Source organism: Vibrio sp. R-1 (assembly GCF_035615595.1).
Taxonomy (GTDB): domain Bacteria; phylum Pseudomonadota; class Gammaproteobacteria; order Enterobacterales; family Vibrionaceae; genus Vibrio; species Vibrio cholerae.
Genome location: NZ_WPDC01000071.1, coordinates 1 through 17040, shown reverse-complemented (window position 1 = coordinate 17040; position 17040 = coordinate 1). Strand labels below are relative to the sequence as shown.

General features: G+C 47.4%; 15 protein-coding genes. 5 read left to right on the top strand and 10 right to left on the bottom strand.

Annotated features, from left to right (window positions below; translation table 11 throughout):
* Positions 1 to 380 precede the first annotated feature (380 nt).
* Complete coding sequence (gene intIA, locus GOU96_RS13530) at positions 381 to 1343, top strand: integron integrase IntIA (RefSeq protein ID WP_000841995.1); 963 nt, start codon at positions 381 to 383, stop codon at positions 1341 to 1343.
* Between the two features lie 81 nt (positions 1344 to 1424).
* Here intIA and rplT read toward each other — a convergent pair whose 3' ends face one another.
* The 6 genes from rplT to GOU96_RS13500 form a co-directional block, all read right to left on the bottom strand.
* Positions 1425 to 1778 (bottom strand): 50S ribosomal protein L20, encoded by a 354-nt coding sequence (gene rplT, locus GOU96_RS13525; RefSeq protein ID WP_001138366.1) that lies wholly within the window; start codon positions 1776 to 1778, stop codon positions 1425 to 1427.
* Positions 1779 to 1819: 41 nt separating this feature from the next.
* A complete protein-coding gene (gene rpmI / locus GOU96_RS13520) occupies positions 1820 to 2014 on the bottom strand; it encodes a 50S ribosomal protein L35 (protein WP_001885060.1) in 195 nt (64 codons plus the stop codon).
* A gap of 103 nt (positions 2015 to 2117) precedes the next feature.
* Positions 2118 to 2669, bottom strand: a complete 552-nt coding sequence (gene infC, locus GOU96_RS13515; protein WP_001894072.1) for a translation initiation factor IF-3 — start codon at positions 2667 to 2669, stop codon at positions 2118 to 2120.
* Positions 2670 to 2672: 3 nt separating this feature from the next.
* The gene (thrS, locus tag GOU96_RS13510; RefSeq protein WP_267782283.1) at positions 2673 to 4601 is read right to left on the bottom strand and encodes a threonine--tRNA ligase; all 1929 of its coding nucleotides are present in this window, start codon (positions 4599 to 4601) and stop codon (positions 2673 to 2675) included.
* 293 nt (positions 4602 to 4894) lie between these two features.
* Positions 4895 to 6025, bottom strand: coding sequence for a glycine cleavage system aminomethyltransferase GcvT (gcvT, locus tag GOU96_RS13505; RefSeq protein ID WP_267782285.1), 1131 nt, complete (start codon positions 6023 to 6025; stop codon positions 4895 to 4897).
* A 243-nt stretch (positions 6026 to 6268) separates the two neighbouring features.
* The gene (locus tag GOU96_RS13500; RefSeq protein ID WP_001287801.1) at positions 6269 to 6892 is read right to left on the bottom strand and encodes a helix-turn-helix domain-containing protein; all 624 of its coding nucleotides are present in this window, start codon (positions 6890 to 6892) and stop codon (positions 6269 to 6271) included.
* A gap of 387 nt (positions 6893 to 7279) precedes the next feature.
* Between GOU96_RS13500 and GOU96_RS13495 the strand changes: the two genes are divergently transcribed.
* The 3 genes from GOU96_RS13495 to gcvP all read left to right on the top strand — a co-directional run bounded on the left by GOU96_RS13495 (position 7280) and on the right by gcvP (position 12012).
* Complete coding sequence (locus tag GOU96_RS13495) at positions 7280 to 8587, top strand: serine hydroxymethyltransferase (RefSeq protein WP_267782286.1); 1308 nt, start codon at positions 7280 to 7282, stop codon at positions 8585 to 8587.
* A gap of 36 nt (positions 8588 to 8623) precedes the next feature.
* Positions 8624 to 9004 (top strand): glycine cleavage system protein GcvH, encoded by a 381-nt coding sequence (gcvH, locus tag GOU96_RS13490; protein WP_134987478.1) that lies wholly within the window; start codon positions 8624 to 8626, stop codon positions 9002 to 9004.
* 143 nt (positions 9005 to 9147) lie between these two features.
* Positions 9148 to 12012 carry an aminomethyl-transferring glycine dehydrogenase gene (gene gcvP, locus GOU96_RS13485; protein WP_267782289.1) on the top strand — a complete coding sequence of 955 codons (2865 nt, stop codon included), beginning with the start codon at positions 9148 to 9150 and terminating at the stop codon, positions 12010 to 12012.
* Between the two features lie 281 nt (positions 12013 to 12293).
* Here the strand turns inward: gcvP and GOU96_RS13480 are convergent, their stop codons facing one another.
* A complete protein-coding gene (locus GOU96_RS13480) occupies positions 12294 to 13013 on the bottom strand; it encodes a carbonic anhydrase (protein WP_069648509.1) in 720 nt (239 codons plus the stop codon).
* A gap of 216 nt (positions 13014 to 13229) precedes the next feature.
* Between GOU96_RS13480 and GOU96_RS13475 the strand changes: the two genes are divergently transcribed.
* A complete protein-coding gene (locus tag GOU96_RS13475; RefSeq protein ID WP_267782292.1) occupies positions 13230 to 13664 on the top strand; it encodes an exoribonuclease R in 435 nt (144 codons plus the stop codon).
* Between the two features lie 50 nt (positions 13665 to 13714).
* Here the strand turns inward: GOU96_RS13475 and GOU96_RS13470 are convergent, their stop codons facing one another.
* The 3 genes from GOU96_RS13470 to GOU96_RS13460 form a co-directional block, all read right to left on the bottom strand.
* Positions 13715 to 14062 (bottom strand): helix-turn-helix domain-containing protein, encoded by a 348-nt coding sequence (locus GOU96_RS13470; RefSeq protein WP_000422463.1) that lies wholly within the window; start codon positions 14060 to 14062, stop codon positions 13715 to 13717.
* Between the two features lie 177 nt (positions 14063 to 14239).
* Positions 14240 to 15376: a D-alanyl-D-alanine carboxypeptidase family protein gene (locus GOU96_RS13465; protein WP_057642596.1), complete on the bottom strand. Its 1137-nt coding sequence runs from the start codon at positions 15374 to 15376 to the stop codon at positions 14240 to 14242.
* A gap of 196 nt (positions 15377 to 15572) precedes the next feature.
* Positions 15573 to 17040: aspartate aminotransferase family protein (locus GOU96_RS13460; protein ID WP_324701976.1), on the bottom strand; the 1468-nt coding region annotated here is incomplete at its 5' end.

Sequence of the window (17040 nt, the reverse complement as noted above, 5' to 3'; positions counted from 1 at the left end):
AAATTGATTGAGGCAATTACCTGAATTTCCAGCGCCAAAGAATTGATGTCCGAAAAACAGCGCTCAAAAAAGCCAACTTGCCGACAAACACTAAACTGAAAAGCCGAAGGAACAAAGAAAACCATAAACCACTGATTTTACTTGATTAAGCATAACGCTTTCTAGACAGCTTCTTACCTTTCCAGCTGGTAGGCTACCGCTATCTAATTAATAGACCACTGGGTGCATACTACCATAGCATCCTTCTAAATCAGTATGTTGAGCATCACACCATTCAAAAATCTCAGCTTATAGATTGCTGATGTCTGTATAGCCTCTTGACATAAAAACAACCAACAAATACTGTATAAATAACCAGTTAAATATTCAGTGAGAACTATATGAAATCCCAGTTTTTGTTAAGTGTTCGCGAATTTATGCAAACTCGATACTATGCCAAAAAAACCATAGAAGCTTACCTCCATTGGATCACTCGTTACATCCATTTTCATAATAAAAAGCACCCTAGCTTAATGGGAGATAAAGAGGTCGAAGAATTTTTAACCTACTTAGCCGTGCAAGGTAAAGTGGCCACAAAGACTCAATCACTAGCCTTGAACTCACTCAGTTTTCTATACAAAGAAATTCTAAAAACACCCCTTTCTCTTGAGATCCGCTTTCAACGCTCGCAACTAGAACGAAAGTTACCGGTTGTACTGACTAGAGATGAGATTCGACGTTTACTTGAAATTGTCGATCCTAAGCATCAACTTCCCATCAAGTTACTCTACGGTTCGGGGTTAAGGTTGATGGAGTGTATGCGCTTGAGAGTCCAAGATATCGATTTTGATTATGGTGCAATCAGAATCTGGCAAGGTAAGGGGGGTAAAAATCGCACAGTCACGTTAGCAAAAGAACTCTATCCGCATCTTAAAGAGCAAATTGCGCTAGCAAAACGCTATTACGATCGAGACTTGCACCAAAAAAACTACGGCGGGGTTTGGCTGCCCACAGCCTTAAAAGAAAAGTATCCAAATGCACCTTATGAGTTTCGTTGGCACTATCTTTTTCCGTCTTTTCAGTTATCTCTAGATCCGGAATCCGATGTGATGCGCCGCCATCATATGAATGAAACAGTACTACAAAAAGCGGTGAGAAGATCGGCTCAAGAAGCGGGGATTGAAAAGACCGTGACTTGCCACACTCTCAGACATTCATTTGCAACCCATTTGCTTGAAGTGGGGGCTGATATACGTACCGTACAAGAGCAACTAGGACATACCGATGTAAAAACGACACAGATTTACACTCATGTTCTTGATAGAGGTGCAAGCGGTGTTTTAAGCCCATTATCCCGTCTTTAGCATGGGTTCTTTGCGAAATCATGAGATTTCACAGATAGAAAAAAGGGAGCATAAATGCTCCCCTTTCTTAATAACACGCTATTACAGAGCGCCTTTCGCCTTTTCAACCAGAACAGCGAATGCTGCTTTGTCGAATACTGCGATATCAGCAAGGATCTTACGATCGATCTCGATAGATGCTTTCTTCAGACCGTTGATGAAACGGCTGTAAGATAGACCATTTTGACGAGCCGCTGCGTTGATACGTGCAATCCACAGTTGACGGAATTGACGTTTCTTAGCGCGACGGTCACGGTAAGCGTATTGACCAGCTTTAATAACTGCTTGGAACGCTACACGATAAACACGTGAACGTGCACCGTAGTAACCTTTAGCTTGTTTTAAAACTTTCTTATGACGTGCACGAGCTTGTACACCACGTTTTACGCGAGGCATTATGTCTCTCCTAAACTAAACGAATATTAAACTAAAAAGAATTAAGCGTATGGAAGCATACGTGCTACAGCAGCCAGTTCGCACTTAGGCAGAATGGCGTTTGGACGCAGCTGACGCTTGTTCTTAGTAGTACGCTTAGTCAGAATGTGACGTTTTGTAGCGTGCTTGTACTTAATACCACCAGCAGTTTTCTTGAAACGCTTAGCAGCACCTTTGTTGTTTTTCATCTTAGGCATGATGAATAACTCCGCATTGTAGTAGTTAAATAACAGTGTAATTAAGGCGAATAAAACCCAGCCGCCTTTCAACGGCTAGGTTCATTACTTGTAATGCCGTTAATTACTTCTTTTTAGGGGCTAACACCATGATCATCTGGCGTGCTTCAATTTTGGTCGGGAAAGACTCAACCACAGCGAATTCGTCAGTGTCCTCTTTCAGTCGATTCAAAACGTCTACACCGATGTCTTGGTGAGCCATCTCTCGGCCACGGAAGCGAATAGTTACTTTCACTTTGTTGCCTTCTTCTAGGAAACGGATCAGGTTGCGTAGTTTTACCTGATAATCTCCCACATCAGTCCCAGGACGGAATTTGAGTTCCTTAATCTGGATCTGCTTTTGCTTCTTCTTCTGCTCTTTTGTAGCCTTGCTCTTCTCAAAGAGGAACTTGCCATAGTCCATCACACGACAGACTGGTGGCTCGGCGTTAGGGCTGATCTCAACGAGATCCAAACCAGATTCTTCTGCTGTAGCCAGTGCTTCTTGGATCGAAACGATACCTACAGACTCACCGTCTGCGCCAGTTAAACGAACTTCACGAACGCCACGAATTTCACCGTTTAAACGGTGCTGGTTTTGCTTGACCGGAACTTGGCCACGTCTTCCGCCTTTAATAGTTTATTCCTCCAGATTAAGCTTACGGCTTGCAATCTCAGCTTGGATATGTGCAATAAAATCATCCAATTTAAATTTACCAAGATCTTTACCTTTACGTGTACGTACTGCGATTTCGCCAGCTTCCATCTCTTGGTCGCCACAAACCAACATGTACGGAACACGCTTCAAAGTGTGTTCGCGGATTTTAAAGCCTATTTTCTCATTTCTCAAGTCTGCTTTTGCTCGAATGCTACATTTTTGTAGCTTTTGAGCGACTGCATGAGCATAGTCGGCTTGTTTATCCGTGATATTTACAACAACAGCCTGCTCTGGCGCCAACCAAGTTGGGAAGAATCCTGCATATTCTTCAATCAGAATACCGATAAAGCGTTCAAGTGAACCCAAAATCGCACGGTGGATCATCACCGGAATTAAGCGTTCATTGCTTTCACCAACGTAAGTGGCACCTAAACGTGTAGGCAAGTTGAAATCGAGCTGCACTGTACCACATTGCCACGCACGATCTAAACAGTCGTAGAGTGTAAACTCAATTTTCGGACCATAGAACGCACCTTCGCCTTCCTGAATTTCAAATGGAATGTCCATTGCCTTCAGAGAATCGATCAGCGCTTGTTCTGATTTGTCCCAAATTTCATCGCTACCCACGCGCTTTTCAGGGCGAGTAGACAACTTCACCACGATATTTTGGAAGCCAAAAGTCGTGTAAGTGTCATACACCATCTTGATGCACGAAGTCACTTCTTGTTGAATTTGATCTTCAGTACAGAAGATATGCGCGTCATCTTGAGTAAAGCCACGAACACGCATGATACCGTGTAGTGAACCTGATGGCTCGTTACGATGACAGGAACCAAACTCAGCCATGCGCAATGGCAGATCACGGTAAGATTTCAAACCTTGGTTGAAAATCTGGATGTGACCCGGACAGTTCATCGGCTTGATCGCGTATTCACGGTTTTCTGATGAAGTGGTGAACATCGCATCTGCGTATTTGTCCCAGTGACCTGAACGTTCCCAAAGCACGCGATCCATCATCAATGGACCTTTTACTTCTTGGTAACCGTATTCGTTCAATTTTTGACGAATAAAGATTTCCAGATCACGGAAGATTGACCAACCATTGTGGTGCCAGAACACCATACCCGGCGCTTCTTGCTGCATATGGAACAAATCAAGTTGCTTACCGATTTTACGATGGTCACGTTTTGCGGCTTCTTCAAGACGAGTTAAATGTGCTTGCAGAGCTTTCTTATCATGGAACGCTGTACCGTAGATACGCTGCAGCATTTTGTTATCGCTGTTACCACGCCAGTATGCACCTGCAATGTTCAGCAATTTGAAGTTTTGACAAAAGCCCATGTGGGGTACGTGTGGACCACGGCACATGTCAATGTATTCTTCGTGATGGTAAAGACCTGGGCGATCATCACGCGCCACGTTTTCATCAAGAATTTCCATTTTGTAGCTTTCTCCACGCGATTCAAAGGTATCGCGCGCTTCCTGCCAGCTCACTTTCTTTTTGACAACCGCGTATTTGGTTTTTGCTAACTCAACCATGCGAGCTTCGATTTTCTCAAGATCTTCTTGAGAGAGAGACTGCTCAAGATCGATGTCGTAGTAAAAACCGCTGTCGATGGTTGGACCGATCGCCATTTTCGCATTTGGGTAAAGTTGCTTAAGCGCATGGCCAAGCAAGTGCGCACATGAGTGACGCACGATTTCCAGACCATCTACTTCATCTTTAGTCGTGATGATTTCTAGGCTGGCGTCGTGTTCAATCAGATCGCAAGCATCAACGCGAGCACCATTCACACGACCTGCAATGGTCGCTTTCGCAAGACCTGGACCGATAGATTGGGCAACTTCGAGAGTAGATACTGGGTTGTCAAAATGACGCTGACTACCGTCAGGAAGAGTAATAATAGGCATGTATTATCCTTACAGTGGTGTTGCACACCAAGCAACACTTGTGTGAAAAAATTACGCTTTAAATTCATTCTGTAATAAATAGCGGCGTAACGAGTTCAAAAAATTCGGTACAAATTTTGGCGCAAATACGGATGCACCAGCTTAAGTACGTTGCAGCATCATAAACCAATAAGCTGAAATGACAACCGCTTTCTCGGTTAGCTCAGGCTGTAAACCTAGGTTTCAAAAAGCACAAAGGAAGGTTTCCCTTCCTTTGCTAATAAGCGTTACTCATAAGAATGACACTGAAGAAATTATTCTCCGCGATAATAACGCTGAGGCACAAAAGGCATTTTTTCGACAGTCATTGGCAGCATCTTCCCGCGCACGTCAGCAAACACTTCACCGCTTAAAGTGGCGTGCTCAGTGCTGACATAAGCCATTGAAACTGGTTTGTCGGCCGTTGGGCCTGCAGTTCCACTGGTCACAACACCAATTTTGTTGCCCTGCGCATCAAACAGTTCAGTGCCTTCGCGTACTGGCGCTTTGGTTTGTCCGACCAAACCTACGCGTTTACGGCTGACTTGTTTGGTTTCAATCTGGCTGAGAATGATCTCTGCACCGGGAAAACCGCCCTCACGCGCGCCACCTTTGCGGCGAACAGGCTGAATAGCCCACAGCAAGCTTGCTTCGACTGGCGTTGTGGTTGGGTCGAGATCGTGCCCATAGAGACACAAACCACACTCCAAACGCAGTGAGTCGCGCGCACCAAGGCCTATCCACTCCACTTCTTCAAAATCCGTCAGTTTACGAGCCAGTGCCGCCGCTTTATCAGCAGGCACTGAGATTTCGTAGCCATCTTCACCGGTGTAGCCACTGCGACTGACAATACATTCTGCACCATCGATCTCAAGGAGTTGAACATCCATAAACAGCATCTTGGCAACGGCAGGTTGCAAACGTGCGAGCACTTGCGCCGCTTTCGGACCTTGCAGCGCGAGCAGAGCGCGATCTTCAATCACTTCCATCTCAACATCCGCAGGCAGATGCGCTTTTAGATGCGCAATGTCTTGCGCTTTACACGCCGCGTTCACCACCACAAACAGATGATCCCCCATATTGGCCACCATCAAATCATCCATAATGCCACCTTGGGCATTGGTGAAAAACGCATAACGCTGTTTGCCAACAGGGAGATCAATAATATCAACCGGAACCAAGGCTTCTAAGGCGGCAGCCGCTTGAGCACCGTACAAACGCAGTTGCCCCATGTGGGAAACATCAAACAGACCAGCTGCTTCACGGGTGTGTATATGCTCTTTTTTCACCCCAAGGGCGTATTGAACTGGCATATCGTAGCCCGCAAAAGGCACCATCTTTGCGCCAACTTCAATGTGTAGCGCATGTAGCGGTGTCGTCAGTAAGGTTTCGTGTTGTTCAGTCATTCTTGTTCTCCATATAAGCCAAAGCTGCGCTTTTGGCGCAATCTACCGTGGCAAGATTCCTTTAGTGAGGAAACTATGTTTCCGATAATAAACAAGCCGAGCCCGTTTTAGAGGATTCACCAAATTAAAACAGTGCTCACCATCACAGTTAACAACATTGTTAATGAATGGTTATCAAAAACCACCACCAACACACTCCACGTCTTGGGTTGTTATACGCGGATGTTTCGGATAGGAAACTCACTATCTTGCGGTGACCCAAAGGATCAGCGCATCTTCTTCACTCACTGAAACCAGCATGTGTCCCATGTTGGCGTCGTAATACACACTGTCCCCTTCCACCAGATGTACCGGCTCATAAAATTCGCTGTAAAACATCACTTCACCTTCGAGGATCAGCAGAAACTCTTCACCATCGTGACGGACCCAGTCGCTGTACTCTTCAAACGCTCTGGCACGCACGCGGCTTTTGAACGGCATCATCTTTTTGTTAGAAAGTTGAGTCGCGAGCAATTCATGTTCATAGGTTTGGGTTGGGTGCGGTTTTCCTGCTTCTTTACGGGTAATATCACGCCGCCCTGTCGCTACAATTTTCTTCGGTGGTTCAAAGAGTTGCGGCATATCAATCTGCAAACCATGCGCCAATTTTTGCATGGCCTGAAAGGTTGGCGAAATCTGCTCGTTTTCAATTTTGCTCAGTGTAGAGCGAGCGAGCCCAGTACGCTGGCTAGCTTCTTCAAGCGTAATACCTAATCGCGTGCGGATATCTTTGATCCGCTGACCCAGCTTGAGAGGCTCGATGCCTTGCTCGCCCGATTCGCGCGCCAAAGTGATGGATGGGTACTCATCATAAATGTCTTCTGACATGCTTTCCCTCTGGTTATAAAACTTCCTGTCTACCAAGCATTGTGGCATGAAGCGATTTGTTGATTAAAGAGTACACAGAGAAATAAAAGTACTTTTGTTAAGCAGATCAGAAACCGTGTTTCCTATAGGAAATTTTTGATTGATTGTTCTGTAAGCAAAGAGTATGTTACCGACTTGTTAGATGAAGAGATGCAATCACTCGCTGCTTTAGGCTGAATGACCAGTCAATTTCCGCGAGTTTTCGATCCCGCACATTGGGGTTATGTTGCCAAGGTTTAGGGCAATCAAGATTAGGAATGACTCAGCCGATCGCGATGAGTATTGCGATCAGAAAAAGGAGCGATAACCCCATCTTAGTGCGGTTATCAGATTGGAAGGCCATCTACTATGAATGCAAATCTAAACAAAGCTTATCCTAACGTTAGCCTTGAGAACTTCTTCTCTACCCCACTGGCGGCGACCAACGATGCGGTATTTGCCGCCATTCAAGCTGAATACACCCGCCAAAATGAACAGATCGAACTGATTGCCTCTGAAAACATCGTCTCTAAAGCCGTAATGCAGGCGCAAGGCACTTGCCTGACTAACAAATACGCCGAAGGTTATCCCGGCCGTCGTTACTACGGCGGTTGTGAGCATGTTGACAGCGTTGAGCAGATTGCTATCGAACGCGCCAAAATACTTTTTCAGTGTCAATACGCAAACGTTCAACCACACTCAGGCGCTCAAGCGAATGGCGCTGTGATGCTTGCTCTGCTGCAACCGGGCGATACCATTATGGGTATGTCGCTGGATGCGGGCGGTCACCTCACCCATGGTGCGCGCCCTGCTCTTTCAGGTAAATGGTTCAATGCGGTGCAATACGGAGTGGATCGTCGAACTCTCGAAATTAACTACGATTCTGTTCGTGCACTGGCGTTAGAGCACAAACCAAAAATGATCATCGCAGGCGGCAGTGCCATTCCCCGCACTATCGATTTTGCTCAATTTCGCTCGATTGCGGACGAAGTTGGTGCGCTGTTGATGGTCGATATGGCGCACATTGCCGGATTGGTAGCAACTGGCGCACATCCAAGCCCGCTGCCGCATGCTCATGTCGTCACCACTACCACACACAAAACTCTACGTGGCCCGCGCGGCGGCATGATTTTGACCAACAACGAAGAGATCCACAAAAAGATTAATTCTGCGGTGTTCCCCGGTTTACAAGGTGGCCCACTGATGCACGTGATTGCCGCTAAAGCAGTGGCATTTGGTGAAGCGCTCGGCCCTGAATTCCGTACTTATATTGATTCGGTGATCGATAACGCAAAAGTGCTGGCTGAAGTGTTGCAAACTCGCGGGTGTGACATTGTGACTGGCGGAACGGATACGCATCTCATGTTGGTCGATCTTAGACCTAAAGGTTTGAAAGGCAACCAAGTTGAACAAGCCTTAGAGCGTGCCGGGATCACGTGTAACAAAAATGGCATCCCATTTGACGAAGAGAAGCCTATGATTACATCGGGCATTCGTTTAGGTACGCCTGCCGGAACCAGCCGTGGTTTCGGTCGTGAAGAATTCAAACTCATCGGTGAGTGGATTGGGGATGTTCTGGATGGTTTGGTGGCCAGCCCAGAAGGCAACCCTGACGTTGAGCAACAAGTGCGTAAACAAGTGAAAGCACTGTGCCAACGCTTCCCGCTCTATCAATAGCTTTTTATCAGTACGATATTTTTTGGAGAATACGCAATGGACAAGACACTGAAGTTCACAGAAAGCCATGAATGGGTTCGCGACAACAGTGACGGTACAGTAACCATCGGCATCTCTGAGCACGCCCAAGAAATGCTCGGTGACGTAGTGTTTGTAGAGTTACCTGAAATCGATGCCGAAATTGATGCGGGTGACAGCTTTTCACTGGTTGAATCGGTGAAAGCCGCTTCTGACATCTATGCACCAGTGACCGGTGTCGTCATTGAAGTCAACGAAGATCTGCAAAACAGCCCAGAGCTGATTAATGAAGAGCCTTACGATGGCGGCTGGATCGTGAAAGTGAAAATGTCCGATCCTGATGAACTCAAAGATCTAAAAGACGCGGAAGAGTACCTAGCTTCAATCGAAGAAGACTAAGCACAATATGCATGAGAAAGCTGCCCTTCAGGGCGGCTTTTTTTCAAAGTCACTCACCGCAAATGAGTGATGTTTGATCGCCAAGTGAGTGGTGATTCCACCAAGGTTGTTCGCATGCTCACATGGAAAGAAGGTAAAGGACAATGACAGAATTACTTCACAGCCTAAGCACACAAAATGAGTTCGTTGCACGCCACAACGGGCCGGATAAACAAGAACAAGCCACCATGCTTAAAACGGTGAATGCGGAAAGTTTGGATGCGCTTATCGCCCAAACTGTTCCTGCGCAAATCCGTTTAGAAGCGCCAATGCAGCTCGCGCCCGCTCAAAGCGAAGCTGATATGCTGGCAACGATGAAATCGTTCGCCAAACTTAACCAGCTTAAACGGACTTTCATCGGTCAGGGTTACTACAACACCTTCACACCGAACGTCATTTTACGTAACGTGATGGAAAACCCGGGCTGGTACACCGCTTACACTCCTTATCAGCCAGAAATCTCGCAAGGCCGTCTTGAATCGCTGCTTAACTATCAGCAGATGGTGATGGATTTAACCGCGATGGAGATTGCGAACGCGTCACTGCTGGATGAAGCGACAGCAGCGGCCGAAGCAATGGCCCTGTGTCAACGCGCTGGTAAGAGCAAAAGCAACTTGTTCTTTGTTGCCGATGACGTGCATCCACAAACCATTGAAGTGGTGAAAACTCGCGCCGCATTCCTTGGCTTTGAGGTGAAAATCGATTCGATTGACAACATCACTCAACAAGAAGCTTTTGGCGCACTGCTGCAATACCCGGGTACAACCGGTCAAGTGCGCGATCTGACTGACATCATCGCCAAAGCACAAGCCAACAAAACCTTAGTCACCGTGGCGACCGATTTGCTCGCCAGCGTGCTGCTCAAACCTGCCGGTGAAATGGGCGCAGATGTGGTGATTGGTTCAGCGCAGCGCTTTGGTGTACCTATGGGTTACGGCGGTCCACACGCGGCGTTCATGGCAACACGTGATGCGCACAAACGCACCATGCCGGGACGTGTGATCGGTGTTTCGAACGATGCGAAAGGTAACCAAGCCTTACGTATGGCAATGCAAACCCGTGAGCAACACATTCGCCGTGAAAAAGCGACCTCCAACATCTGTACTGCGCAAGCGCTGCTGGCCAACATGGCCGCGTTTTATGCGGTGTACCATGGTCCACAAGGTCTGCGCACTATTGCGCGCCGCGCTCACCACCTCACCGCGATTCTTGCTGCTGGCTTAACCAAAGCGGGTTACGAACTGGCGCATCAGCATTTCTTTGATACGCTGGCGATCAATACAGGTGCAAAAACCGATGCTCTGTACCAAGCTGCGCAACAAGCGAACATCAATCTGCGTAAACTGCCTAATCAGCTTGGCGTGAGCTTTGATGAAACCACGACAGTGGCTGACGTTGAAGCGCTCTTTGCGATCTTTGGTATTAAAGAAGAGGTTCATGCACTTTCCGACCGCATTGCGACCAATGAGCTCGCCGCGATTCCAGAAAGTTGCCGTCGTCAAAGCGCGTTTTTGACTCACCCTGTGTTTAACACACACCACAGTGAAACTCAGATGCTGCGTTATATGAAGCATCTGGAAAACAAAGATTTCTCTCTGACTCACGGCATGATCCCGCTAGGCAGTTGCACCATGAAGCTCAACGCTACCGCGGAGATGATTCCCGTCACTTGGCCTGAGTTTGGCGCACTGCATCCGTTTGTACCAAAAGCACAAGCAGCGGGCTATGCGGCATTGGCTGAAGACCTGAAGCAAAAACTGTGTGAAATCACGGGGTACGATGCTTTCTCACTGCAACCCAACTCTGGAGCTTCCGGTGAATATGCAGGTTTAGTGGCGATTCAGCGTTATCACCAAAGCCGCGGCGAAGACCACCGCAATGTTTGCCTCATCCCAAGCTCAGCACACGGCACAAACCCAGCCACAGCGGCAATGGTGTCGATGAAAGTCGTGGTGGTGAAATGCGATGAAAACGGCAACATTGATATGGTTGACCTTGCGGACAAAATTGAAAAGCACAAAGACCATCTTTCCAGCATCATGATCACCTACCCTTCAACGCATGGCGTGTATGAACAGCAAGTGCGTGAAGTGTGTGAAATGGTGCATGCTGCAGGTGGTCAAGTTTACCTTGATGGTGCGAACATGAACGCGCAAGTGGGGCTGACCTCGCCGGGCTTTATCGGCTCAGACGTATCACACCTGAACTTGCACAAAACCTTCTGTATTCCACACGGCGGCGGCGGCCCAGGCATGGGACCTATCGGTGTGAAATCGCACCTAGCGCCTTTCCTGCCGGGACATATTGAAGGTGGCGTAGAGGGTTCTGATTTCGCGGTTTCCGCAGCCGATCTTGGCAGCGCGTCCATTCTGCCGATCTCTTGGGCCTACATTGCGATGATGGGTGCAGAAGGTCTGGCTGAAGCCACCAAGCTGGCGATTTTGAATGCCAACTATGTGATGGAGCGTCTGCGTCCGCATTACCCGATCCTTTACCGTGGTGCAAATGGTCGAGTGGCGCACGAGTGCATCATCGATATCCGTCCTCTGAAAGAAGAAACTGGGATTAGCGAAGAAGATATTGCCAAACGCTTGATGGACTACGGCTTCCACGCGCCAACCATGTCATTCCCAGTCGCGGGCACCTTAATGGTTGAGCCAACGGAATCGGAAGATTTGGCGGAGCTGGATCGCTTCTGTGATGCATTGATTGCGATTCGTGGCGAGATCGACAAGGTGAAAAATGGCGAATGGCCGCTTGAAAGCAACCCTCTAGTGCATGCGCCGCATACCCAAGCGGATCTGCGCGAAGAGAAATGGGAGCGTCCATACTCACGTGAAATCGCCTGCTTCCCATCGGCACACACCAAAGCCAGCAAATACTGGCCAACGGTGAACCGTGTCGATAACGTGTACGGCGACCGTAACCTCGTCTGTTCATGCCCAAGCATTGACAGTTATCAGGACTAATCGGTCATCCGGATGATCATTCGTTTAACACAGGCGAGCCAGAGTGCTCGCCTTTTTCATAGCTTTTTTCGAGCCGTCATCAAATCGCAGCAAAACAGACATCTTCTCGTCAAATCACAAAGTTAACGTTGACAGGCGGCAGTAAAGGATGACCAGCCACACGGCTTATCATCGCTGTTGTGAGACTTTTCTCGTCCCAATTTAACTTCTGTGAATTTAATTTCTGCGAAGATTTTGGCGTCCTCTTGGACGCCATTTTTTATGCCTGCTAAACCTTGTATTTAATCGGCTTGCAAGACAAGACGAGCATTATGCGGTTGTACGGGTCGATTATTGTGTCCCATCACGGCACTAAGCTGCTGCTCTTGTTGATTCGACAAATGTGCTGGCTCTTTTAACACAATCCAACGTACACCTTCACTGCAAGGCGGCGTAGTCAATGAGCCATTGAAACGATAGTAGTGCTTCGATTCTGGGATCCAATCAGCCAAAGGGATCCCTTGCGTGAGCTGAGTCGAATTCCCTTTGGTCGGCATATCCGCCGTGAGAGCCTTAAGCAGCGGATTTTCCGACCCCACTTGGTACATCACCGCAACAACCGCCAGATTGCCTTGCTCGTCGGCATGAACAAAATGCGCTTCCAGTGGGAATTGTTTTCCTTTTAGCAAATTTTCAGAAGGGGTATGAAAATGAAACTGCTTAAGCTGAAACGTTTTGCCATCGATCTGCAGTGGGTTATTACCACTGACTATCGCTTGTAAAGTGTGCCCGTTATTGAGTAGCCCAACCACTTGCCCTTGATAATTGAGCGTGAAAGGCTGTAGATCCGCTTCTACGCTTTGCGCGACATGAATCGGGCTTTGATTTTTACCCTCTGCGCAAAGAGGGGCAACTTTGCCCCAATGCTCCGGAGCATGCTCTCCTTCATACCCCCATTCGGAAGCCTGTACGCCGAAGCTCATACTGGCTGCCATCGCTAATACCCACGTTGTCTTTTTCATAGTCCCTCACTTAACTGGTTGATTGAAGCATGGTTTAGGTTTGACATGATGCAGAATAGTATTGGCAGACAAAATGAATATGTTCGGAATATAAGATTCTAGAAACTCATCACGGCCGAATGTAATCGACAACTTACTCAAATAAGATTGACTGGCACTCACTCAAAAACTCTTTACAATATCGCCTCCTGTTATGACCCAAAGAAGAGTAATGCCATGGAGCGTGACTACACTTATCAATGCCTGCGTGCAATGGATAAACAAGAGCTAACCGAATTCAGTTTGCGCATTTTGCACCGTTTGATCAGCGAAGAGACTTTACGCGAGTTGTACCGCTTTGATGATGATGAATTTGCAGGCGAAGAAAAAGCACACATGGCACATATTGATGCAATGGTGAAAATGCACGCGATCGCTTTAGGCCAGCTACCTGCGATGTTTGAAGGCTCAGATCAAGCGATGCAAAATACCCAGCGCATGACACGCCTTTTGATGTGGCACTTTTATGCCATTGCCTTTCATTTAGAGCAGAGTGTGGATTTAGAAACCCATTGTGCTGAAGTGGAAAAACTGATCGCGACCCAACCAGAACATGCTCTGGCATGGTCAACCGAGTTGACTGAGCTGCTGTATCGTTACGCTGAGCGTTAAGGTAAGCGTAACGATAATAACTTGAACATAGAGAGGGTTGCCGAATAAGGCTATTTGGCTAAGTGAGTATACTCAATAATGACTTGGTTGCCCTCTACATAAACACGTTTAATATCCCCATCGACGGTAACGCGGTTTTGCAGATGAACAAGCTTTTCACCAGAGCGAGTTTTGCGTTTTAGCGTAGGTAATACGTTGTGCGGCTCAACATGGAGGTGCTGGCAAAAACGACTGACGAAAGACATAGACAGCGGCGCATCACCACGCAATAGCTCGGAAAACTCCCCCTGACTCACACCAAGACGCTTAGTCATCTCCATCTGGGTCATATGCATTTTGGCTTTCTTTGTCATCCAGACGTCGTACAGCGCCTTACGGTCTTCTTGGTTCAGTTCCATTTCTGCCTCTCCTCGTCGTTATTTCGAATGGCCGATACCATGCCAGAATTTTTAGAGCAACGTGTCAATCTGATGTGAGTTTGCGATGTGTGTTGATCATAGAACCACAAACTGAGATCAAAATCCCAGTTTGTAGTGAGCATACTATCGATAAGAATAAGCCATCGAACAACGCAATCAAAACCAGCCAGAGAAGAGCAGCTTGAACCAGTCAATTAGACGTTTAAAGATCCCGCCCTGTTCGACAGATTCTTGGCTAACCAATTTGGCCTCGCCGACCTTTTCTTCATCAATGTAGTAGAAAATCGAGCCTACTACATCACCTTTGGCGATCGGCGCTTCGAGCGTTTTATCCAATTGGATTACAGCGTTGAGTTTTTTTACATCGTTGCGTGGCAGTGTCAAGTAGACAGTTTCGGCACTGCCTAACGCTACTTCGTTTTTATCCCCATACCAGAGACGCTGTTTTTGAATCACAGCTTCTTTTTGATGTGGTGTGACTGTCTCAAAAAAACGGAAACCATAACTCAGCAAGTTTTTACTTTCTGCTTCTCGAATTTTGACACTTTTAGATCCCATCACCACCGAAATAAGGCGCATCTCACCACTGGTTGCCGAGCTGGCTAAACTGTATCCAGCGCCACTGGTGTAACCCGTTTTCATGCCATCAACATTCATACTGCGATCGCGCAGCAGACCATTACGGTTGTGTTGAGTGATGCCGTTATAGGTAAACGAAAGCTCACTGTACAGCGGATAGATTTCTGGCAGATCGCGAATAATCGCACGGCCAAGTAGCGCAATGTCGTAAGGTGTGCTGTACAACGCAGGATTATCCAACCCATGCGGGTTAGCAAACGAGCTATTGTTCATTCCCAATTGCTGCGCCCACGAGTTCATTAAACTCACAAACGCCCCTTCCGATCCAGCGACATGCTCGGCAATCGCCACACTGGCATCATTCCCTGACTGCACGATTAGACCGCGATAAAGGTCCATCAAATTGACGTAACTACCTACCTCAATGAACATTTTTGATGAATCGGGGAATTTCTTTGCCCATGCGTTGTTGCTGATCCGCACTTGATCATCCGCATGGATATTGCCGCGTTTCATCTCTTGTCCTGCGACATATGAGGTCATAAGTTTGGTTAAGCTGGCCGGATTGAGTTTTTGATGTGCGTTGTGTTCGACCAGAACTTTACCTGTATGGAAATCAATTAGAACATAGCCGTTAGCAGCCAACTGTGGTGGCTCGGGCACGACTGTCAAAGCGGAAAAACCTAACGTTGGCACAAATGCCATACAACCCATTGAAAACCTGACGAGAAACTTGGTGCTGGTCATAACGTGTCCCCCAATAAAATACCAAGCAAGCAGTATAACCAACTGCGACTTTAGCACAGCTTCTCTTTACTAACTCTTACAGTTGAAGGTCAAGTACTTACATTGTGTTACAGATCTCAACCGACTAGCGCACCACAACTAGTCGGTCGGTCATGAAGAGTGCCTATCTGAGACTCATTTCTGTAATGAAAGCATCCAAATGAGTGCGCATGGTATGCGGGTTCATCAATACCACTTTTTCTCCCGGCAGATGCAAGCAGTTACCTTCAGGGTCATAATGAGTACGCGTTAGTGATTCAACCCAGTTACTGTTTAAGGTTTGGCCTTTGCGCGCAAGAAAGTGGCTACGATGATACAGAGTATGAGTCACCATCTTCTCGACATAGTCTGGATGTTGACTGAGGTCCATCTCTAGAGCGAAAGCTTCACGAGCTGATTTGACACTTGGAGGGTAGAGACGAAATGCCACGCTCGGACCATGATTTTGTTCTGCGATCAATTTGCAATGTGGAAGTGTCGCCAACTGCGCGCGCAGATAACTGGCGTTTTGTAAACCATGCGCGAGGATGGTTTGATAGCCATCAATCCCCATCATTTGCAATGCTGAATAGGCGGCAAACACCCCAACCGCACTGCGTGAGCATTCTATCGTGGCTTGTAAATGCGTTTCTTGTTGCCGCGCGGTTTCAAAATAGGAGAAATAGCTGGGATCAGATTTGAGTGCCTGTAAATCATGCTTATTTTTTATCATCACCAAACTGGAGGTGTAGGGTACATAACCCCATTTCTGGAAATCCACGGTAAACGAATCCGCCCACTGCAGCGCGCGAATTTTAGGTAGCCATTCGGTGATGGCCGATAAGGTCGCAGCGTTAATCGCCAACGGGTTACGCTGTAAATCGTAACTTGCGAAAAACAGTAAGCTCCACCCTACCGCGGCATCAACATGGATATGTGGTTTACGACGCACGCCATATTGATGGCAGAGCGATTCGCGGATGTCATAGACCGCTTTGATATCATCCAGCGCAAACGTATCGGTCGTACCAAACGTGAGCATGATGGTTGGCACAACTTGCTCCTGCTCAAAGCAGCGACTGAGTTGGCGATGCAGATCAATCAAGTCAATTTCGTTATTGTCATTGACTCGGACACGGATCACCTGTGATTGCACACTGATCCCGAGCAGCGCCAAGTTTGTCATGTTCGAGTAGTGTCCTGCCTCCGAATTCAGCATCCGCAAGGAACTGGTCGAGATACCTTGAGAAATGGAACTGGGTAATGCTTTGCGCAGCCCAAGCAGGTATCCGTATAAATTACAAAACGTCCCCCCTTGGGTAAAAATTCCAGTCGCCTGCTCGGTAGAATAGCCCGCCAGTGAAGCAATTTGCCGTACCACCAACTTTTCTAACTCCGCCGCCATACCCGAATATTCGCCGTACACCAAATTGGGATTAGCAATCATCGCCAGTAATGCGCCGTGAATAGCGGGATCACTCGGGGTTGAAATCACATTCTCGACCGAGCGAGGATCGTCCCAATTTTTCGAATGCTGAGCGGCATAAAGAGCCACTTCATCAAATGGCTTGCCTTGGTAACGTGAAAAAGGGGGCACTTCCTCTCGGGTAGTC